14 protein-coding genes and 3 pseudogenes are annotated in these 16419 nt (G+C 69.3%); 8 read left to right on the forward strand and 9 right to left on the reverse strand.

Going from position 1 to position 16419, the window contains the following annotated elements; all coding sequences use genetic code 11:
* Window positions 1–39 precede the first annotated feature (39 nt).
* From L1066_RS03105 to L1066_RS03115, 3 genes are all read left to right on the forward strand, one after another.
* A complete protein-coding gene (locus L1066_RS03105; protein ID WP_235734928.1) occupies window positions 40–588 on the forward strand; it encodes a TIGR03086 family metal-binding protein in 549 nt (182 codons plus the stop codon).
* Between the two features lie 164 nt (window positions 589–752).
* Window positions 753–1217 (forward strand): hypothetical protein, encoded by a 465-nt coding sequence (locus tag L1066_RS03110; protein WP_235734929.1) that lies wholly within the window; start codon window positions 753–755, stop codon window positions 1215–1217.
* Window positions 1218–1241: 24 nt separating this feature from the next.
* Window positions 1242–1508 (forward strand): hypothetical protein, encoded by a 267-nt coding sequence (locus L1066_RS03115; protein WP_235734930.1) that lies wholly within the window; start codon window positions 1242–1244, stop codon window positions 1506–1508.
* A gap of 2 nt (window positions 1509–1510) precedes the next feature.
* Here the strand turns inward: L1066_RS03115 and miaB are convergent.
* The 3 genes and pseudogenes from miaB to L1066_RS03130 form a co-directional block, all read right to left on the reverse strand.
* Window positions 1511–3096 (reverse strand): annotated as a pseudogene (miaB, locus tag L1066_RS03120) (tRNA (N6-isopentenyl adenosine(37)-C2)-methylthiotransferase MiaB).
* Between the two features lie 49 nt (window positions 3097–3145).
* Complete coding sequence (locus L1066_RS03125; protein ID WP_235734931.1) at window positions 3146–4126, reverse strand: aldo/keto reductase; 981 nt, start codon at window positions 4124–4126, stop codon at window positions 3146–3148.
* Window positions 4127–4171: 45 nt separating this feature from the next.
* Window positions 4172–4639, reverse strand: a complete 468-nt coding sequence (locus tag L1066_RS03130) for a hotdog fold domain-containing protein (protein WP_235734932.1) — start codon at window positions 4637–4639, stop codon at window positions 4172–4174.
* 170 nt (window positions 4640–4809) lie between these two features.
* Between L1066_RS03130 and L1066_RS03135 the strand changes: the two genes are divergently transcribed.
* The 3 genes and pseudogenes from L1066_RS03135 (at window position 4810) to L1066_RS03145 (ending at window position 6942) form a co-directional block, all read left to right on the forward strand.
* Window positions 4810–5754: an acyl-CoA desaturase gene (locus L1066_RS03135; protein WP_235734933.1), complete on the forward strand. Its 945-nt coding sequence runs from the start codon at window positions 4810–4812 to the stop codon at window positions 5752–5754.
* Window positions 5755–5816: 62 nt separating this feature from the next.
* Window positions 5817–6403: pseudogene (locus tag L1066_RS03140) on the forward strand (TetR/AcrR family transcriptional regulator).
* Between the two features lie 53 nt (window positions 6404–6456).
* Window positions 6457–6942, forward strand: a complete 486-nt coding sequence (locus L1066_RS03145; RefSeq protein ID WP_235734934.1) for a MarR family winged helix-turn-helix transcriptional regulator — start codon at window positions 6457–6459, stop codon at window positions 6940–6942.
* Between the two features lie 6 nt (window positions 6943–6948).
* Here the strand turns inward: L1066_RS03145 and L1066_RS27420 are convergent, their stop codons facing one another.
* Both L1066_RS27420 and L1066_RS03150 read right to left on the reverse strand, forming a co-directional pair.
* Window positions 6949–7152 (reverse strand): SDR family oxidoreductase, encoded by a 204-nt coding sequence (locus tag L1066_RS27420; RefSeq protein WP_312006861.1) that lies wholly within the window; start codon window positions 7150–7152, stop codon window positions 6949–6951.
* Window positions 7104–7769 (reverse strand): annotated as a pseudogene (locus L1066_RS03150) (SDR family NAD(P)-dependent oxidoreductase); the annotation flags it as partial. The pseudogene L1066_RS03150 and the gene L1066_RS27420, both read right to left, overlap by 49 nt.
* A gap of 179 nt (window positions 7770–7948) precedes the next feature.
* On the opposite strand from L1066_RS03150, the gene L1066_RS03155 reads away from it, so the two are divergent.
* On the forward strand, window positions 7949–9508 hold the full coding sequence (locus L1066_RS03155) for a DUF1214 domain-containing protein (RefSeq protein WP_235734936.1): 1560 nt from the start codon (window positions 7949–7951) through the stop codon (window positions 9506–9508).
* Between the two features lie 394 nt (window positions 9509–9902).
* The gene (locus L1066_RS03160) at window positions 9903–11375 is read left to right on the forward strand and encodes a hypothetical protein (RefSeq protein WP_235734937.1); all 1473 of its coding nucleotides are present in this window, start codon (window positions 9903–9905) and stop codon (window positions 11373–11375) included.
* Window positions 11376–11378: 3 nt separating this feature from the next.
* On the opposite strand, the gene L1066_RS03165 is transcribed toward L1066_RS03160, so the two are convergent.
* The 4 genes from L1066_RS03165 to L1066_RS26375 form a co-directional block, all read right to left on the reverse strand.
* A complete protein-coding gene (locus L1066_RS03165) occupies window positions 11379–13175 on the reverse strand; it encodes an ABC-F family ATP-binding cassette domain-containing protein (protein ID WP_235734938.1) in 1797 nt (598 codons plus the stop codon).
* Entirely contained in the window at window positions 13175–14071 is an 897-nt protein-coding gene (locus L1066_RS03170) for a 4-(cytidine 5'-diphospho)-2-C-methyl-D-erythritol kinase (RefSeq protein WP_235734939.1), read from the reverse strand. The genes L1066_RS03165 and L1066_RS03170 overlap by 1 nt, the downstream gene beginning before the upstream one ends.
* The gene (gene rsmA, locus L1066_RS03175) at window positions 14064–14951 is read right to left on the reverse strand and encodes a 16S rRNA (adenine(1518)-N(6)/adenine(1519)-N(6))-dimethyltransferase RsmA (protein WP_235734940.1); all 888 of its coding nucleotides are present in this window, start codon (window positions 14949–14951) and stop codon (window positions 14064–14066) included. The genes L1066_RS03170 and rsmA overlap by 8 nt, the downstream gene beginning before the upstream one ends.
* Before the next feature lie 306 nt (window positions 14952–15257).
* Window positions 15258–16385 carry a resuscitation-promoting factor gene (locus L1066_RS26375; RefSeq protein WP_312006864.1) on the reverse strand — a complete coding sequence of 376 codons (1128 nt, stop codon included), beginning with the start codon at window positions 16383–16385 and terminating at the stop codon, window positions 15258–15260.
* Between the last annotated feature and the right edge of the window lie 34 nt (window positions 16386–16419).

A 16419-nucleotide genomic window follows, 5' to 3' on the forward strand; every position in this document is an offset into this window, starting at 1 on the left:
TTCAATGCGCGACGGTCCGATTCCGGCAGACTCGCCTCCATGACAGACACCCTCGACTCCTACCTCAACCTCGCCGATCGGTTCGGCGAACTGGTCTCCCGCCTGCCCGACGACTCGTGGTCCGCCAACAGCCCCTGCGAGGGCTGGACCGCCGCTGACGTGCTCGACCACGTGGTCGACAGTCAACGCGACTTCTTCGCCCGGCACTCCCTCGAGCTCGGAGAGCGCCCCTCGGCCGAGGACCCTGCCGAGCTCTGGGCAACCCACGACGCAGCGGTGCGCCGCGCACTGGGCGACGGGTCAGTGCTGACCCGCGAGTTCGACTCCTTCTTCGGCCCCAGCACCATCGGCGCCACGCTGTCCACCTTCTTCGGCCTCGACCTGGTCATCCACCGCTGGGACATCGCGACCGCCGCCGGCGTGGGCACCGAGTTCACCAACACCGAGATGGACCACGTCGAAGCCTGCCTGGACGAGCTGGGCGCCAACATCTATGCGCACGGCGCCTGCAGTGACGCCGTACCGGTGCCGGCGGACGCCAGCCGCCAGGACCAGCTCGTCGCCCGGACGGGCCGGCAACCCGCCTGAGCATGACAGCGGCAGGAAGGTGTCGCTCCATGACACCTTTCTGCCGCTGTCCCACGCTCCCTCCACAGGCTGCCCGCACACCGGTCGCGCTCGGACCGCCCCTGACCCCACGCTGGTCCGATGCACCGCCTGCTTCCACTCCTCCGCGACCAGGCCGGCGTCTGATGCGCAGGCGCGACCTGACCCCGATCCACCCCGGCGTGTACGTCGACCACACCGGTCCACCGAGCTGGTTGCAGCGCGCGTGGGCAGCTGTCCTGCACGGCTGGCCCGCGGCGTTGTGTGCCGAGTCGGCCCTGCGCGCCTGGGACGGACCGGGTCGCCGAGGTCATCCGGACGCCGGCGCGATCCACATCGCCGTCGACCGCAATCGCCACGTGGTGCCGCCGCCGGGGGTGGTGGTGCATCGGCTGGCTGATCTGGAGGGCAAGAGCCAGTGGCATCTGGGGCCGCCGCGGCTGCGCATCGAGGAGGCGGTCGTCGATGACCTGGCGCAGGGCTCGAACTCGGTGCTCGAGCATGGCTACCTCCGCCTCGTCGAACGCCCGCACGGCCTCCCGCGTGGTCGACGCCAAGTGGCTGCCCGATCACGGGGACGGATCTATCGCGACGTGCTCCATGAGGAATAGGGGCAGGTCGTCGAGCTCGACGGGGTGATCGACCACACCGGTGCCGAGGCGCGTGACCGCGACCTGGAGCGTGACCTCGACGCAGCCGTCGACGGGCTGGCCGGTGTCCGGCTCGGCTGGGGGCAGGTCTTCAGCCGCTCACCGGGTGGGAGAGCTGCTACGCCGGGGTGGGTGGACCGGCGCGGTGCAGCGCTGTCCCCGGTGTCCTCGATGCGCCGATGCGCCGATGCGCCGAGTGAAGATGGCGACAGCTCACTGTCGCTGCATGACCCCGAACTGCCGCTGTCTTGACCTCAGACGCCGCAGGCGGGCGCGTCGGGCAGTGGCGCCGGCACGCCCACCGCCGGCATGCCGAGCCCCACACCCTTGCTCGGCGCAGGCTCAGCCGTACGCCGCTCCCACGCGTCACCGGCACGAGTGCGGCGCAGTGACAGCACCGGGCCGTCGGCGACCAGGTGGTGGGGAGCTGCATAAGTGATCTCGACGGTGACCATGTCACCGGGGCGCGGTCGCACGTCGGTGGTCGAGCCGGTGCCCCCGGTGGTCGAGCCCATCCCGTCGGTGGTCGAGCCCATCCCGTCGGTGGTCGAGCCTGTCGAGACCAAGGAGAAGTCGGCCTCGAAGTGCACCAACCGGTTGTCGGGCGCGCGGCCGGAGAGGCGGTGGGTGGCAGCGTCCTTGCGGCCCTCACCCTCGGCGACCATCAGCTCGACCGTGCGTCCGACGAGCGCCTTGTTCTCGCTCCAAGTGATCTCGTTGACCAACTCGGTGAGCCGTTGGTAGCGATCCTTGACCACGGCCGGGTCGATCTGGTCGTCGAGGACCGCGGCAGGGGTGCCGGGACGCTTGGAGTACTGGAAGGTGAAGGCGCCCGAGAAGCGGGCCTCGCGGACCACGTGCATGGTCTCGAGGAAGTCCTCCTCGGTCTCCCCGGGAAGCCGACGATGATGTCGGTGGTGATCGCGGCGTCGGGGATGGCGGCGCGCACCCGGTCGATGATGCCGAGGAACTTGCTCTGCCGGTAGGACCGGCGCATGTCCTTGAGGACCTTGTCGGAGCCCGACTGCAGCGGCATGTGAAGGCTGGGCATCACGTTGGGCGTCTCGGCCATCGCCTCGATGACGTCGTCGGTGAACTCGGCCGGGTGGGGGCTGGTGAAACGGACCCGCTCGAGCCCCTCGATCTCGCCGCAGGCGCGCAGCAGCTTGGAGAAGGCCTGGCGGTCACCGAACTCCACGCCGTAGGCGTTGACGTTCTGCCCCAGCAGTGTCACCTCGGTGACGCCTTCCGCCACCAGCGCCTCGATCTCGGCGAGGATCTCGCCGGGGCGGCGGTCCTTCTCCTTGCCGCGCAGGCTGGGCACGATGCAGAAGGTGCAGGTGTTGTTGCAGCCGACGGAGATCGACACCCACGCGGCGTACGCCGACTCCCGGCGGGTCGGAAGGGTCGAGGGGAAGACCTCGAGCGATTCGAGGATCTCCACCTGCGCCTCGGCCTGTGACCGCGCCCGGTCGAGCAGCGCCGGCAGCGAGCCGATGTTGTGCGTGCCGAAGACGACGTCGACCCACGGCGCCTTCTCGATGATCGTGTCGCGGTCCTTCTGCGCCATGCAGCCACCGACGGCGATCTGCAGGTCCGGCTTCTTCGCCTTGACGGGGGCCAGGTGGCCGAGGTTGCCGTAGAGCTTGTTGTCGGCGTTCTCCCGCACCGCGCAGGTGTTGAACACGACGACGTCGGCCTGCTCCCCCGTGGGAGCGGCGACGTAGCCGGCTTCCTCCAGCAGGCCGCTCAGGCGCTCGGAGTCGTGGACGTTCATCTGGCACCCGTGGGTCTTGACCTCGTAGGTGCGGGGTGCGGCGGTCTCAGGCAGTGCAGTCATGGCGCCTTCTAGGGTACGGCGACGCACCTTCAGGTCATAAGCGAGACGCTCAGAAGAGTGCGATCCGCCGGGCCGGCGGGAAGATCTCGTCGAGCGCGGCGAGATCACCGTCGGTCGGCACCCAGCCGCCGGCGGCTGCGTTCTGACGGATCTGCTCGGGCCGGGTGGCGCCGGCGATCACCGATGCGACCGGCTCCTGCGCCAACAGCCACGAGAACGCCACGGTGAGCTCGTCGACACCCCGAGCAGCGGCAAAGGCTCCGAACGCACGAAGTTGCTCGAAGTCGGTCCCTTCCAGGATCGAGGTGCGGGTGCTGAGCCGTGAGCCCGCGGGTGCCGTGCCGTCGGAGTACTTGCCCGTGAGCAGTCCGTTGGCCAGCGGGAAGTAGGGCAGCACGCCCAAGCCGTAGGCGCGCGCGGCGGGCAGCACCTCGAGCTCGGCGCGACGGTCGAGCAGGTTGTAGTGGTTCTGCGCGGAGATGAACCGCTCCGCACCGAGCTCGCGGGCGACGTACTCGGCCTCGGCGATCTGCCAGCCGGCCCGGTTGGAGTGACCCACGTAGCGCACCTTGCCCGAGGCCACCAACGCATCGAGGGCCGACAGGGTCTCGTCGATCGGCGTCAGCGGGTCGGGAGTGTGGAACTGGTAGAGGTCGATGTGGTCGGTGCCCAGCCGCCGCAAGGATGCCTCGACGGCCTGGATCACGTAACGGCGCGAGCCCCGGGCTCCGAAGTCCACGCCATTGGCCCCGCGGACATCCATGCCGAACTTCGTCGCGACGACCACCTCGGCGCGCCGGGAGCCCAGTGCCTTGCCGAGCCGGATCTCGGACAGCCCGGGCTCCGCTCCGTACGAGTCGGCGGTGTCGAAGAGCGTCACTCCCGCGTCGAGCGCGGCGTTGACCAGCGCATCGGCGCCCTCCTGGGAGTACGACGCCGCGTGGGCCCGTCCGAGGGTGTTGCAGCCCAGGCCGACGGCGGAGACCACCAGGCCCGAGGCGCCCAGACGCCGGTAGCTCATCTCACTCATGCAGCGAGCGTAGTCAGGGCCCCGTACGTCGGCACACGAGGCCGCCTACCTGGCGGGCTTGGGCGTCACCCACAGCTTGATGACACCCTCGATGACGACGGTGTCGTCGTCGCGCAGCCCCCTGACCCGCACGTGCAGATCGGGGTCGTCGCCGTCCCACTGCGCCTGGTCGGTCTCGGCGATGCACCGGATGCTGCTGGTGGCCTTGGCGGTGTAGGAGACCTCCATGCCCTTGGGGATCCAGCGCTTGTCCTTCGGGATCGTGACCTCAGCCAGCGCCCCCATCGCGGCCTCGAGGCCGTTGCACAACGCGATCGCGTGCACGGTGCCGAGATGGTTGTGCACCGCGCGCCGCTTGGGGATCACCAGCTCGGCGTAGTTGGGGCGCAAGGTCGTGAAGGTGGGGCGGATCGAGGCGAAGTAGGGCGCCTTCTGGGAGAAGGCCAGGGAGAAGGCCTTGTTTCCGAGGGGCACTGCGATGGCCTTCTGCCAGAGGTTGAGGATCTGCGACATGCCGCGATGCTACCCGCCGGTAACCAAAGCGGGAAGAATCTCGAAGATTCGCCGTGAGACCCAGGACTGGCCCACCTACGGTCCCGTAACCTACGGTTCAGTAGGCGTGGCCGACGAGGCGCGCCCCGACACCACCAGACAGCACAGCCGCGCGAGAGGCAACACAACCAATGACTGCGACCCTGGAAGAGCCGGTCATCCGCGCCACCCGCGGCGGCGACACCCAGTCGAAGCTCGAACAGTTTGCGCTCGCACTCTTCATCCTCGTGCCGTTCCTCGCGTTCTTCGCAGCGATCCCGGTGGCGTGGGGCGGCTGGCTGGGCTGGAGCGACGTGATCATCGCAACCGTCTTCTACTTCGCGACCGGGCACGGCATCACGGTCGGCTACCACCGGCTCTTCACCCACAAGTCCTTCAAGCCCAACCGACCCGTCAAGATCGGCCTGGCGATCGCCGGTTCGATGGCGATCGAGGGGCCGGTCGTGCGCTGGGTGGCCGACCACCGCAAGCACCACAAGTTCTCCGACCGCGACGGCGACCCGCACTCCCCGTGGAAGTACGGCACCCGCGTCCGCGACCTCGCCAAGGGAATGCTCCACGCCCACATGCTGTGGTTGTTCGACCCCGAGCAGACGCCGCAGCACAAGTACGCACCCGACCTGCTCAAGGACCAGGACATCGTCCGGATCAGCCGTCTCTTCTGGCTCTGGACCCTGACCTCCCTCCTCCTCCCCGCCGTCATCGGCGGCCTCGCCACCTGGTCGTGGCAGGGCGCACTGACCGCCTTCTTCTGGGGTTCGATCGTGCGCATCGGCCTGCTCCACCACGTGACGTGGTCGATCAACTCGATCTGCCACACCATCGGCGAGCGCCCCTTCATCTCCCGCGACAAGTCGTCCAACGTGTGGTGGCTGGCCATCCCGTCGATGGGCGAGTCGTGGCACAACCTCCACCACGCCGACCCCACCTGCGCCCGTCACGGCGTGCTGCGCGGCCAGGTCGACACCTCCGCCCGGCTGATCTGGCTCTTCGAGAAGGCGGGCTGGGTTCGCGACGTGCGGTGGCCCGTCGAGGAGCGCATCCAGAGCAAGCTCGTCGCCAACCAGGCGGCCTGATCGCGGCCAAGGCACCGGTCCGGAAGAATGCACCGGTGGCCCCCAAGGAGAAGCGCAGCCGGATGACGGCTGCCGAGCGGCGCGAGCAGCTCATCGAGATCGCCCGGCACCTCTTCGCAGAGCGCGGCTTCGACGGCACCGCCGTCGAGGAGATCGCCAACCGCGCCGAAGTCTCCAAGCCCGTCGTCTATGAGCACTTCGGCGGCAAGGAGGGCCTCTACGCGGTGGTCGTCGACCGCGAGGTCACCATGCTGCTCACCCTCATGCGCGGCGCCCTCACCGACGGCAGTTCGCGCGAACTGCTCGAGCAGGCCGCACTCGCCCTGCTCGGCTACATCGAGGAGCATCCCGAAGGCTTCCGCATCCTCGTGCGCGACTCCCCATCGGCAGCCAGGCCGCCAGCTTCCAGTCGATCATCGGCGACACCGCGCACCGCGTCGAAGGCATCCTCGCCGACCAATTCAAGGCACGCGGCCTCGACCCGCGCACCGCACCGATGTATGCGCAGATGCTGGTCGGCATGGTCGGCACCACCGGCCAGTGGTGGTTGAGCGCCGTACGCCGCCCACCGCGCGCCGTCGTCGCCGCGCACATCGTCAACCTGGCCTGGAACGGCCTCTCCGGTCTGGAGAAGAAGCCCCGCATCTGAAACCAACACTGTCTCGATGTCAAGATTCTCGACGTGTCCGATAGAATCGCCGCGTGCGCGACGAAGTCGACGAGCTGGTCGAGGCGTGGAACCGGGAACGGTCCGACCTCGACCTCTCCCCCGTGGAGGTGTTCAGCCGGATCTCCCGGCTGGCCCGACTGCTCGACCTTGCCCGCCGCAAGGCCTTCGCCGCCCAGGACATCGAGCTGTGGGAGTTCGACGTGCTCGCAGCGCTCCGCCGTGCCGGCGGTGACTACGAGCTCTCGCCCGGCAAGCTGATCAAGGAAACCCTGGTCACCTCGGGCACGATGACCAATCGCGTGGACCGACTCGCCACCCGCGGGTTCGTGGAGCGGCTACCCGACCCCAACGACCGCCGCGGTGTGCTGGTGCGGCTCACCCCCGAGGGTCGCGAGGCCGTCGACGGCGCGTTCAGCGCCCTCGTCGAGGCCGAGCGCGACCTGCTGGCGGAACTTCCGGCCAAGGACCGCAAGCAGTTGGCCAACTTGCTGCGCCGGCTGATGACGCCCTTCGCGTGAGACCCGTCAGTTGTGGGACTGGCCGCAGGTCACGTCGATGCACTGACCGCTGACCCCGCTGGCGAGATCCGAGGCCAGGAACACCGCGGCGTCAGCGATCTCGTCCGGCGTCGGCAGTCGACGCAGGTCGGTGTCGTCGGCGACCTCGTCGTAGGACTCCTGGGCCGTCTGCCCGCCCTTCGCCTCGCGGTGGTCGAACCAGGCCCGCACCTTCTCCCCCAGATGTAGCCGGGCGCCACCGAATTGACGCGCACACCCTGCGGGCCGAGGTCGATCGACAGGCTGCGGGCGGCGGCCAGCAGGGCCGCCTTGTCCATCCGGTAGGCGCCGGAGCCGGCCAACCGGTTGCGGATCACCATCGAGTTGATCAGGACCACCGATCCGCGGCGGGCGGTGAGTGTCGGCGCCAACTCCTGCACGAGTCCCACGGACGCGAGCACATTGAGGTCGGACCAGCTCCGCATCTTGTCCAGATCCGTGTCGATCAAGGAGATGGCCGTCGGGTGGATGAAGGCGGCGTTCATGAGCGTGTCGACGTGTCCGAAGGTGTCGACCGCGGCAGCCACCAGGTCACGGCGTGCGCCGGCGTCGGTGACGTCGGTCGGCACGGCCAGCGCCTTGCGCCCCAGTGCCCGCACCTCCTCGGCGATCCCCTCCAGACGGGCGCCGTCGCGCGCGGCGAGGACGAGGTCCGCTCCGGCCTGGGCGGAGCGCAGCACCAGGGAACGGCCGAGGTCGGGCCCGACGCCGGAGACCAGGACGACCTTGCCTGCCAGTGCCCCCGACCACGCGATGCGCTCGCCGGTCTCGACGCCCAGGTCACTCATGATCCACTCCTCACGCGGGGGCTCGGTCGGCCTCCACCACTGGCGCGACCCTAGAAGGCGCCCACCCCCGCACCCACTGTGATCCCGGCCACTGGGAGGGCATCCGTCGTCACCCGGGCGGCGTCCCGACGGTCGGGAGCGCGAGTCGCGCAGCGACGTGCCGGAGCTAACTTCCGTGCATGGAGACCTTTGACGAGCCCGGAATCACCGCGACCTTCGCAGCAGCAGTTGCCGAAGCCGAGGAACTGATCCGCACCGCTCCCTTCATCCGCACCGAGCAGGACCTCCTCGAGGGTTACGACTACCTCTCCGGGCGGATGCGTACCGCGATCGCGGCCGCGTTCAGCGCCGACCCGGGCCGCACCCTCTTCGTCAACGCCACCCACCAGTTCGCCCGGCAGGGCTTGGACAATCCGGACACCGTCTACTTCCAAGCCACCATCCGGGACAGTGAGACCTACCTCGTGCGCGGGCGGCGCGGCTCGACCGCCGACCTCTGCTTCCAGGTGATGGCCGGCGCCTACACCGCGGACAAGAACCCTGATGCCCTCGCTGCCTTCGACGAGCGAGAGATCGAGTTCGAGGACGACGGCACCTACGAGATCAGGTTCGGGCCGGAACTGCCCGAAGGCACCGAGCGGCCGCGCAACTACTTCGTGTCCGGGGCCGGCGCGACGTCGCTGATCGTGCGCGAGGTCTACAACGACTGGGACACCGAGGAGCGCGGCACCATCTGGATCGAGCGCGTCGGGGAGTTCGGCGAGCCCAGGCCAGCCCTCACCCGGGAGCAGATGGCAAAGAAGTACGACCTCGCGGCCAAGATGCTCACCGGCTCGATCCGCACCTGGTTCGTCTTCCCCTACCAGCAGTTCCGCGACCGGGAGCCGGCCAACTCGCTCACCCCGGCGATGAGCACGCCCGGCGGCCTGACCTCGCAGCGCTCGTCGCTCGGACACTACGACCTGGCGGAGGACGAGGCGCTGGTCGTGACCGTGGCCGAGTGCGACGACTGCACCTACCAGGGCTTCCAGATCGGCTCGGACTGGTATGTCTCCACCGACTACGAGTCGCACCAGACCAGCCTGACCAAGGCGCAGGCGCAGACCGATCCCGACGGCAAGATGCGGTTCGTCATCTCCGAGCAGGACCCGGGCGTCGCGAACTGGCTGGAGACCCTCGACCACCGCACCGGCTACATCATGCTCCGCTGGCAGCAGCTCAGCCGCGACCTCACGCCCGAGGAGGGTCCGGTCGCGGAGAAGGTGAAGATCGCCGACCTCCCCGGGTGCTCCCGCACTACGAGGCCAACCGGATCACCCCGGAGGAGTACGTCGAGCGGATCGCCGCGCGCCAGCGCGCCGTGGCCCGCCGGATGTTCTCCTGACGGACTCACCCGGCCCGGTGGATCTCCACGTCGAGTGAGTAGCCGGGCCGGGAACCCCCATCGGGGTGAGCTCGACGACGACGCCGGTCTGCACGTCGAGCGCCACCTCGTAGGCGATCGGATAGACCACGTCGGGGTGTTCCTCGCGCCACGTCGGGCCACCCGCCTCCGCCTCGTCGCGCTCCGAGACCTCGCTCCACAGCAACGCGCAGCAGCCGCAGCGCGGCTCGTAGCCGTCGACCGCGGCGACCACCGCGCGCCAGGCGGCGCGCCCCGGTGCTCGCCTTCACGCAGGTCGGTCACGATGGTTCCGTCGCTCAGCTCCGCCGGGTCGAGCATCGCCACCCACAGATAGTTGTCCCACATCGGGTCGTCGTAGCAGACGAGGAGGTCGTCGGGGCGGTGCGCGACCAGGCCGTCGAGGCGGCGTACCGGCTCGGCGTCACCGGCCCATTTCCACGCCCGGCCCCCGCCGACCTCCTCGTTCACCTGGTGCCGCTTGCCGGTGGAGTCGATGACGACCATCCGGCCGGGACGGGTCACCCACGCCTCGACCGTCTCGTCCTCTCCGCCGCGACGGGTGAAGTGCAGGCTCTGCCAGCGCCACGGCGACGAGCGGGCCAGGGCGCGGAACGAGTCCTCGGTGAGCTGCACTCCTCGATTGTCCGCCCACGCCCCACCGGCTGCCACTGAGTTTCGCGAGCCCACCGATGCGGCAAGATGCGCTCTACAAACATCGGGAGGGCGACATGGGGTTCACGCGTGAGCAGGCCTCGGACGGCCTGCTGCCCGTGCCACTCACGCCTGTTCTCGCCCACGCGTCGCGGTGGCGCTTCTGGAAGCTGACGGTCTCGCTGCTGCTCCTGCGGACAGCGCTGTTCGCAGCTTCCGTTCCACTGGTCCTGACCCTGGTGGGCCCCGGCGGGGCGGCCGCGTTCCACGTCTCCGGCGACCTGGCCAAGGCGCTCCCCTGGTTCGGCTTGGGCGCCATCGCCTGTGGTCTGGGCGCCAACTACGCGTTCCCGAGATGGCTCACCCGATGGGCCGGAGCCTCGACCGCGGGGTGGGAGACCACCAGCGGACACGAGCCGAAGGCACCACCGGCGCTCCAGGGGTTGGGCTGGAGCGCGCTGTGGCTCTCGGTTGCGCTCGCCGCGCCTCTCGGCTTCGGCTGCGCATGGTGGCTCGATCAGCTGGAGGGCGACCTGCTGGTCGTCGCCGCGACCGGAACGGGGATCACCACGCTCCTTGCCCTGGTGCTGGTGCTGGTGCGGCTGCCTCGCCATCTCGCCGGCTTCGCAGCTGTCCGGCGCCAGCGTGCCGACAACGCAGCCGTCCGGGCCGCCGACTGGCGCACCACCGCGGTCATCGAGGAGGCCCGCTTCCGCAAACAGTGGATCGATGACCTGCCCGTCTTCGACCTCACCGTGCGCATCAACGTGCACGGTGAGCCGGTGATCTCCCTCAAGGTGACCGAGTATCCCTGCTGGGCGCCGGCCGTCGGCAACCTCATCGACGTCTGGCGCGACCCGACCGCACCCGATGATCCGGACCGGATGATCTTCGAGCGTCGAGTCGCGGGCCAGCATCGGGTCGATGACCCGGAGCCCTTGCGTCGTCCCGAGGGCGGTAGCGATGGACCCTCGCTCGGCCCCCTTGCCCCCTCCTGGGCAGTCGGCGAACCGCTCACCCCGGCCACTCGCTTCTGGCACGGCTTCGGGGTGCTGGCCGGCGCCGTGGCCGTGGTCCTCACCCTGACCGCGACATCGCTGCGAGTGCACGACTTCGGCCCGATCACCACGCACATCAAGGTCACCATGGCCGTCTTCGTGGCCGGTCTGCTCGTGATCACGTGGTGGTGGCTGTGGCCGTGGCTCCTCCCTCGCCGAGCGCCGCGCAGCGCCACCGGCCCGCTGTTGACGAGTGGGCTGGTCTTTGCCCTGATGTTCGCGCTCGTCTTCGACCTGTCCGCCCGCGCCGTGACCGGCGACTACACGACCGGCCACGTCATCCGGGTCTGGCTGCTCTACATGGCGGCGGGAACCATCGGCCTCGGCCTGGGCGTCACCTACAGCGGCTCGGCTGTCGCCGTTGCCATGGACAACCCCCACGACGTCGATCCCGCGGTGGTGATCGACGCCATCCGTTCCGGTGACCCCCAGGCACTCACCCGTCTCAGCGACGAACACCGCTGGAGCGTGGGACCGCTGCACCTGAAGTGAGCACTACTCCAGGGCTTCGGCCGCCTCGAGCCATTCGAGCTCCAGCTCCTCGCGCTCGGCGTGCAGCGCGTCGAGCTGCGCCGAGAGATCGGCCAATTTGCCGTAGTCCTGCGCATGGGCGGCGATCTCGGCATTGAGCGACTCGACCAGCTCGGCCACCTTCGCGAGGCGCTTGTCGATGCGGGAGATCGCCTTGCGCGCGGTGCGCTCCTCCGCGCTGCCGGGCTTCGCCTTCTGCGACACCGCCGGGGACGGGGTCTGGTCCGTTCCCTTGCCGGGCCCCGGCAGAGCAGCCCCGGCGTCGTTCCTCAGACCAGCTTCTCGACGCTCGAGGTATTCGTCGACACCGTTCGGCAACATCGAGATCTGCCCGTCACCCAGCAGCGCCCAGATGGAGTCGGTGACCCGCTCCAGGAAGTAGCGGTCGTGGGAGACCACGATGAGGGTCCCCGGCCAGCCGTCGAGGAAGTCCTCGAGCACGTTGAGGGTGTCGATGTCGAGGTCGTTGGTGGGCTCGTCGAGGAGCAGCACGTTGGGCTCCTCGAGCAGCAGCTTGAGCAGCTGGAACCGTCGGCGCTCGCCACCCGAGAGGTCGCCCAACCGCGCGGTCAGCCGGTCGCCGGTGAAGCCGAAACGCTCGAGCATCGACGTCGCCGAGATGTCGCCGTCGGCAGTGCGGGTGATCCGGCTGATCGACTCGACGGTCTCCAACACCCGTGCGGCGGGATCGACCTCGTCGATCTGCTGAGTCAGGTGGGCGAGCGCAATGGTGCGACCGTGCTTGACCCGGCCGTGGTCCGGCGCGAGCTGGTGCGAGAGCAGGTTGAGCACCGACGACTTGCCGGCCCCGTTGACACCGACGATGCCGATCCGGTCGCCCGGACCGATCCGCCACGTGGCGTGGCTCAGCAGCTGCCGCTCACCTCGGGTCAGGTCGACGTCCTCGACGTCGAGCACGTCCTTGCCGAGCCGCTGGGTGGCGAACCGCTGCAGCTCCATCCGGTCGCGCGGCGGCGGCACGTCATCGATGAGCGCGTTGGCGGCCTCGATGCGGAACTTGGGCTTCGACGTACGGGCGGGGGCGCCGCGGCGCAGCCAGGCGAGCTCCTTGCGCACGAGGTTCTGGCGGCGCGTCTCGGAGGCGGCAGCCTGACGCTGCCGTTCTGCCTTCGCCAGCACGAACGCCGCATAGCCGCCCTCGTAGGAGTCGACGGCCCCGTCGTGCACCTCCCACGTCCGGTGGCAGACGGCGTCGAGGAACCAGCGGTCGTGGGTGACGACCACGAGCGCCGACGTGAGTCCGGTGAGGTGCTTGGCCAACCACGTGACGGCTTCGACGTCGAGGTGGTTGGTGGGCTCGTCGAGGATGACCAGGTCGTGCTCGTCGAGCAGTAGCGCGGCCAGCGAGCAGCGGCGGCGTTCACCACCGGAGAGGCCGAGAACCGGGCGGTCGAGATCGATGCCGATCAGCAGCTCCGCGACGATCTCGCGGGTCGCCTGCTCGGCGGCCCACTCGTGGTCGAGCTTGCCGCGCAGCACCGATTCCCGCACCGTGTGCGTGTCGTCGAGCTCATCGCCCTGGTGCAGGTAGCCGATGTGGAGGTCACGCGCCTTCGAGACCCGGCCCTCGTCGGGCAGCTCGATCCCGGTCAGCACCTCGAGAAGGGTGGTCTTGCCATCGCCGTTGCGGCCGACGATGCCGATGCGCTCGCCGGCGGTGATGCCGAGGGAGACGTTGCTGAGCAGCGGTCGGATCCCGTAGGACTTCGACACCCGCTCGAGGTTGATGAGATTGGCCATCAGAGGACAGTTGCTCCAGTCACCGGGCCGTGTGCGATGCGCACCCGGCCGTACGTCGTCAGTTGGGTCGCCACCTTGTCCGCATGGTCGCGGTCCTCGGCGAGGAAGAGGCAGGTCGGTCCGGAACCGGAGACCAGTGCGGCGAGGGCCGAGGCATCGAGGCCTGCCGAGAGCGGCTCGGCCAGCTCAGGACGCAACTGGAGGGTGGCCGGATGGAGGTCGTTGGCGAGGACGTCGGCGAGTTCCCGGGCAGAGCCGTTGGCGAGCGCCTCGACGAGCGCGGCGGGGATCTCCGGCACCGGCACGGCGGTGCCGGCATGGAGGCGGTCGAACTCCGCGTAGGCGGCCGGCGTGGAGACGCCGAAGTCGAAGGTGAGCACCACCCAGTCGTAACGGCCGGCGTCGTGGATCGGCGTGACCAGTTCGCCACGTCCATGACCGGCCGCCGAGCCGCCAACCAGACCGAAGGGCACGTCTGAGCCGAGTTCGCCGGCCAACGCCGCCAGGTCGGCGGCGGCGATGTCGAGCTCCCAGAGGGTGGCACAGGCGAGCAGCGTCGCGGCCGCGTCGGCAGAGCCGCCTGCAAGTCCCCCGGCGACGGGAATGCCCTTGTCGAGGTGGAGCGCCACCGGGCGCTCGACGCCGGCACGGGACGCGAGCAGACGCGCTGCACGCAGGGCGAGGTTGGTGTCGTCGAGGGGGACGCCGGACACGTCGACCCCGTCGTGACCGGTGCAGGTCAGCGCCCAGTCACCGCCGTCGCGCGCGGTCACCCGGGAGGTCAGCGAGATCGCCTGGTAGGCCGTCGCCAGCGGGTGGAACCCGTCGGGGCGCACCGGCCCCACACCGAGGTGCAGGTTGATCTTGGCGGGCGCCTGCACGGTCACCTCAGCCATCGACGCCCCAGCCTCCGGCCACGAGGGCCTCGGTGATCGCGACGAACTGCTCGAGCTCCAGCGCCTCGCCCCGCAGTTGCGGGTCGACGCCGGCGGTGAGGAGCGCCTGCTCCGCGACCTCGGTGCCGCCGACGACCGGGCGCAAGGTGGCCCGCAGCGTCTTGCGGCGCTGGGCGAAGGCGGCGTCGACGATGGTGAAGACCTGTTGCCGGGTCACCTTCTCGGTCGGCACGGAGGTACGTCGCGTCCAGGCCACCAGCCCCGAGTCGACGTTGGGTGCCGGCCAGAAGACGTTGCGCCCGATCGCACCGGCGCGGCGTACGTCTGCGAACCAGGCGGCCTTGATCGACGGGATCCCGTAGACCTTGGACCCGGGCTTGGCGGCGAGGCGGTCGGCCACCTCCGCCTGCACCATGACCAACCCTCGTTCGAGGGAGGGCAACAGCGCCATCAGGTGCAGCAGCACCGGCACGGAGACGTTGTAGGGGAGGTTGGCCACGAGAGCGGTCGGCGGCGGGCCGGGCACCTCGGCGACCCTGAGCGCATCCGCATGGACCAGCTCGAAGCGCTCGGCCGATGTGCCGGCGTACTCCTCGATGGTGCGCGGGAGTCGTGCCGCCAGGACCCCGTCGATCTCGATCGCCACGACGCGCGAGGCCACCGCCAGCAGCGCAAGGGTGAGCGAGCCCAGCCCGGGGCCCACCTCGACCACGACGTCGTCAGCACCGATGCCGGAGTCGCGCACGATGCGACGCACCGTGTTGGGGTCGATCACGAAGTTCTGGCCCCGTTGCTTGGTGGGTCGCAGGTCGAGCTCCGCAGCAAGTGCGCGGACGTCGACCGGACCCAGCAGACGGGGTTCGTTGGACGTCTCGGGCATGGGCACCAGCCTAGTCGGGATGTGCGCCGTGCCCTGCACTGGCGGAGCCGCCCGGTCTCGACCCCGGTGGTTGAGCCTGTCGAAACCACGCAGCCGGTCTCGACAAGCTCGACCAACGACGCAGCCGGTCTCGACAGGCTCGACCAACGACGCACCAGGTCTCGACAAGCTCGACCAACGACGCAGCCGGTCTCGACAAGCTCGACCAACGACGCAGCCGGTCTCGACAAGCTCGACCAACGACGCAGCCGGTCTCGACAGGCTCGACCAACGACGCAGCCCGTCAGAGTTCGGCCAACGCTGTGATCAGCGCAGGCCGAGCTTGGCGGAGCAGTGCGGCCACTGGCCCCAGCCGGAGCGCTGCTGCAGGATCGTGGCACGCTTGATCTGCTCAGCCCTGCTGTGCTGGTGCGGGAGGCCGGTGCCGCCCACGGAGTGCCAGGTGGAGGCACTGAACTGGACGCCGCCGTAGTAGCCGTTTCCGGTGTTCGCGGCCCAGTTGCCGCCCGACTCGCACTGGGCGAGGCGGTCCCAGACGGTGCTGCCCGGCGCGTAGTTGGTGGTGACCTCACGCTTCTTGGTGCCGACCTCGACGACCTTGTCGACCGCCTTGCGGGTCACGGTCGAGTCGACGACCTTGCGCTTGACGACCTCGCCGTTGTGGAAGACGACCCGGTAGCTGACGTCACGGGCGCCGGTGCGGCCCTCGGTGACGGTGTCCGACTCGTCGTCGTACTTGGAGCCGTCCTTGCGCTGGATGGTCTTGAAGGGGATCTCCTCGCCCTTCACGTCCTCGTTGACCACCTTCACCTTGGTGACGGTGATCGTGTCGCCGTTGCTGAGCTGCTTGTCGAGAGCAGGCTTCACGATGTCGTCGTCATCGACGTTGAGCTCGAGCTTCTCGAGCACGTCGACCACGGTGACCCCGGCGATCCGGTCCTTGATCGCCTTGCGGGCGCCGAACTTGATCGTGAGCTTCTTGGGTGTGGCGATCTCGAGCGCCAGGCCGTCACGGCCGATGCTGCTGCTACGGCTGGCCGAGAGGTCAGCGTTGGAGTAGCGGCGGCCGACCTGCGCCAGCGCGGCGTTGACGTCGGTCGCCGTCACCCAGTGGGTGGTCGTCTTGCCGTCGACGGTGAGTTCCAGCGGGCGGGCGTAGTTGACCGAGATACGGGTTCCGTCGGAGACCTTCTCATCGAGATCGGGCAGCACGACGTCGCGCTCCCCCACGTCGATCCCTTCGTCCTCAAGGACGTCGCCGACGGTGGAACTCATCGTCGAGACGGTCCGTGCCTGGCCATCGACGCTGATGTTCACCTCCTTCTTGAGGGAGGAGTAACCGACGGTCGTGCCGACCACGGCGAGCACCATGGCGGCCGCGAGGGTGATGAGGACGGGCTTGCTCTTGGTGAGGCGTGCAAGCGTTGCGCGCACAAGTCTCCAGACTTCGAAATTCCCGGGCCTCGGC

This window comes from Nocardioides alcanivorans (assembly GCF_021555175.1).
GTDB classification, from domain to species: domain Bacteria; phylum Actinomycetota; class Actinomycetes; order Propionibacteriales; family Nocardioidaceae; genus Nocardioides; species Nocardioides alcanivorans.

What these genes read in the sequence shown, in the direction of transcription:
- L1066_RS03160 (WP_235734937.1), top strand. Translation starts at nt 9,903, where the DNA reads ATGGGGTTCACGCGTGAGCAGGCCTCGGACGGCCTGCTGCCCGTGCCA.
- L1066_RS03155 (WP_235734936.1), top strand. Translation starts at nt 7,949, where the DNA reads ATGGAGACCTTTGACGAGCCCGGAATCACCGCGACCTTCGCAGCAGCA.
- L1066_RS03125 (WP_235734931.1), bottom strand. Translation starts at nt 4,126, where the DNA reads ATGAGTGAGATGAGCTACCGGCGTCTGGGCGCCTCGGGCCTGGTGGTC.
- L1066_RS03135 (WP_235734933.1), top strand. Translation starts at nt 4,810, where the DNA reads ATGACTGCGACCCTGGAAGAGCCGGTCATCCGCGCCACCCGCGGCGGC.
- rsmA (WP_235734940.1), bottom strand. Translation starts at nt 14,951, where the DNA reads ATGCCCGAGACGTCCAACGAACCCCGTCTGCTGGGTCCGGTCGACGTC.
- L1066_RS03110 (WP_235734929.1), top strand. Translation starts at nt 753, where the DNA reads ATGCGCAGGCGCGACCTGACCCCGATCCACCCCGGCGTGTACGTCGAC.
- L1066_RS03130 (WP_235734932.1), bottom strand. Translation starts at nt 4,639, where the DNA reads ATGTCGCAGATCCTCAACCTCTGGCAGAAGGCCATCGCAGTGCCCCTC.
- L1066_RS03165 (WP_235734938.1), bottom strand. Translation starts at nt 13,175, where the DNA reads ATGGCCAATCTCATCAACCTCGAGCGGGTGTCGAAGTCCTACGGGATC.
- L1066_RS03105 (WP_235734928.1), top strand. Translation starts at nt 40, where the DNA reads ATGACAGACACCCTCGACTCCTACCTCAACCTCGCCGATCGGTTCGGC.
- L1066_RS03170 (WP_235734939.1), bottom strand. Translation starts at nt 14,071, where the DNA reads ATGGCTGAGGTGACCGTGCAGGCGCCCGCCAAGATCAACCTGCACCTC.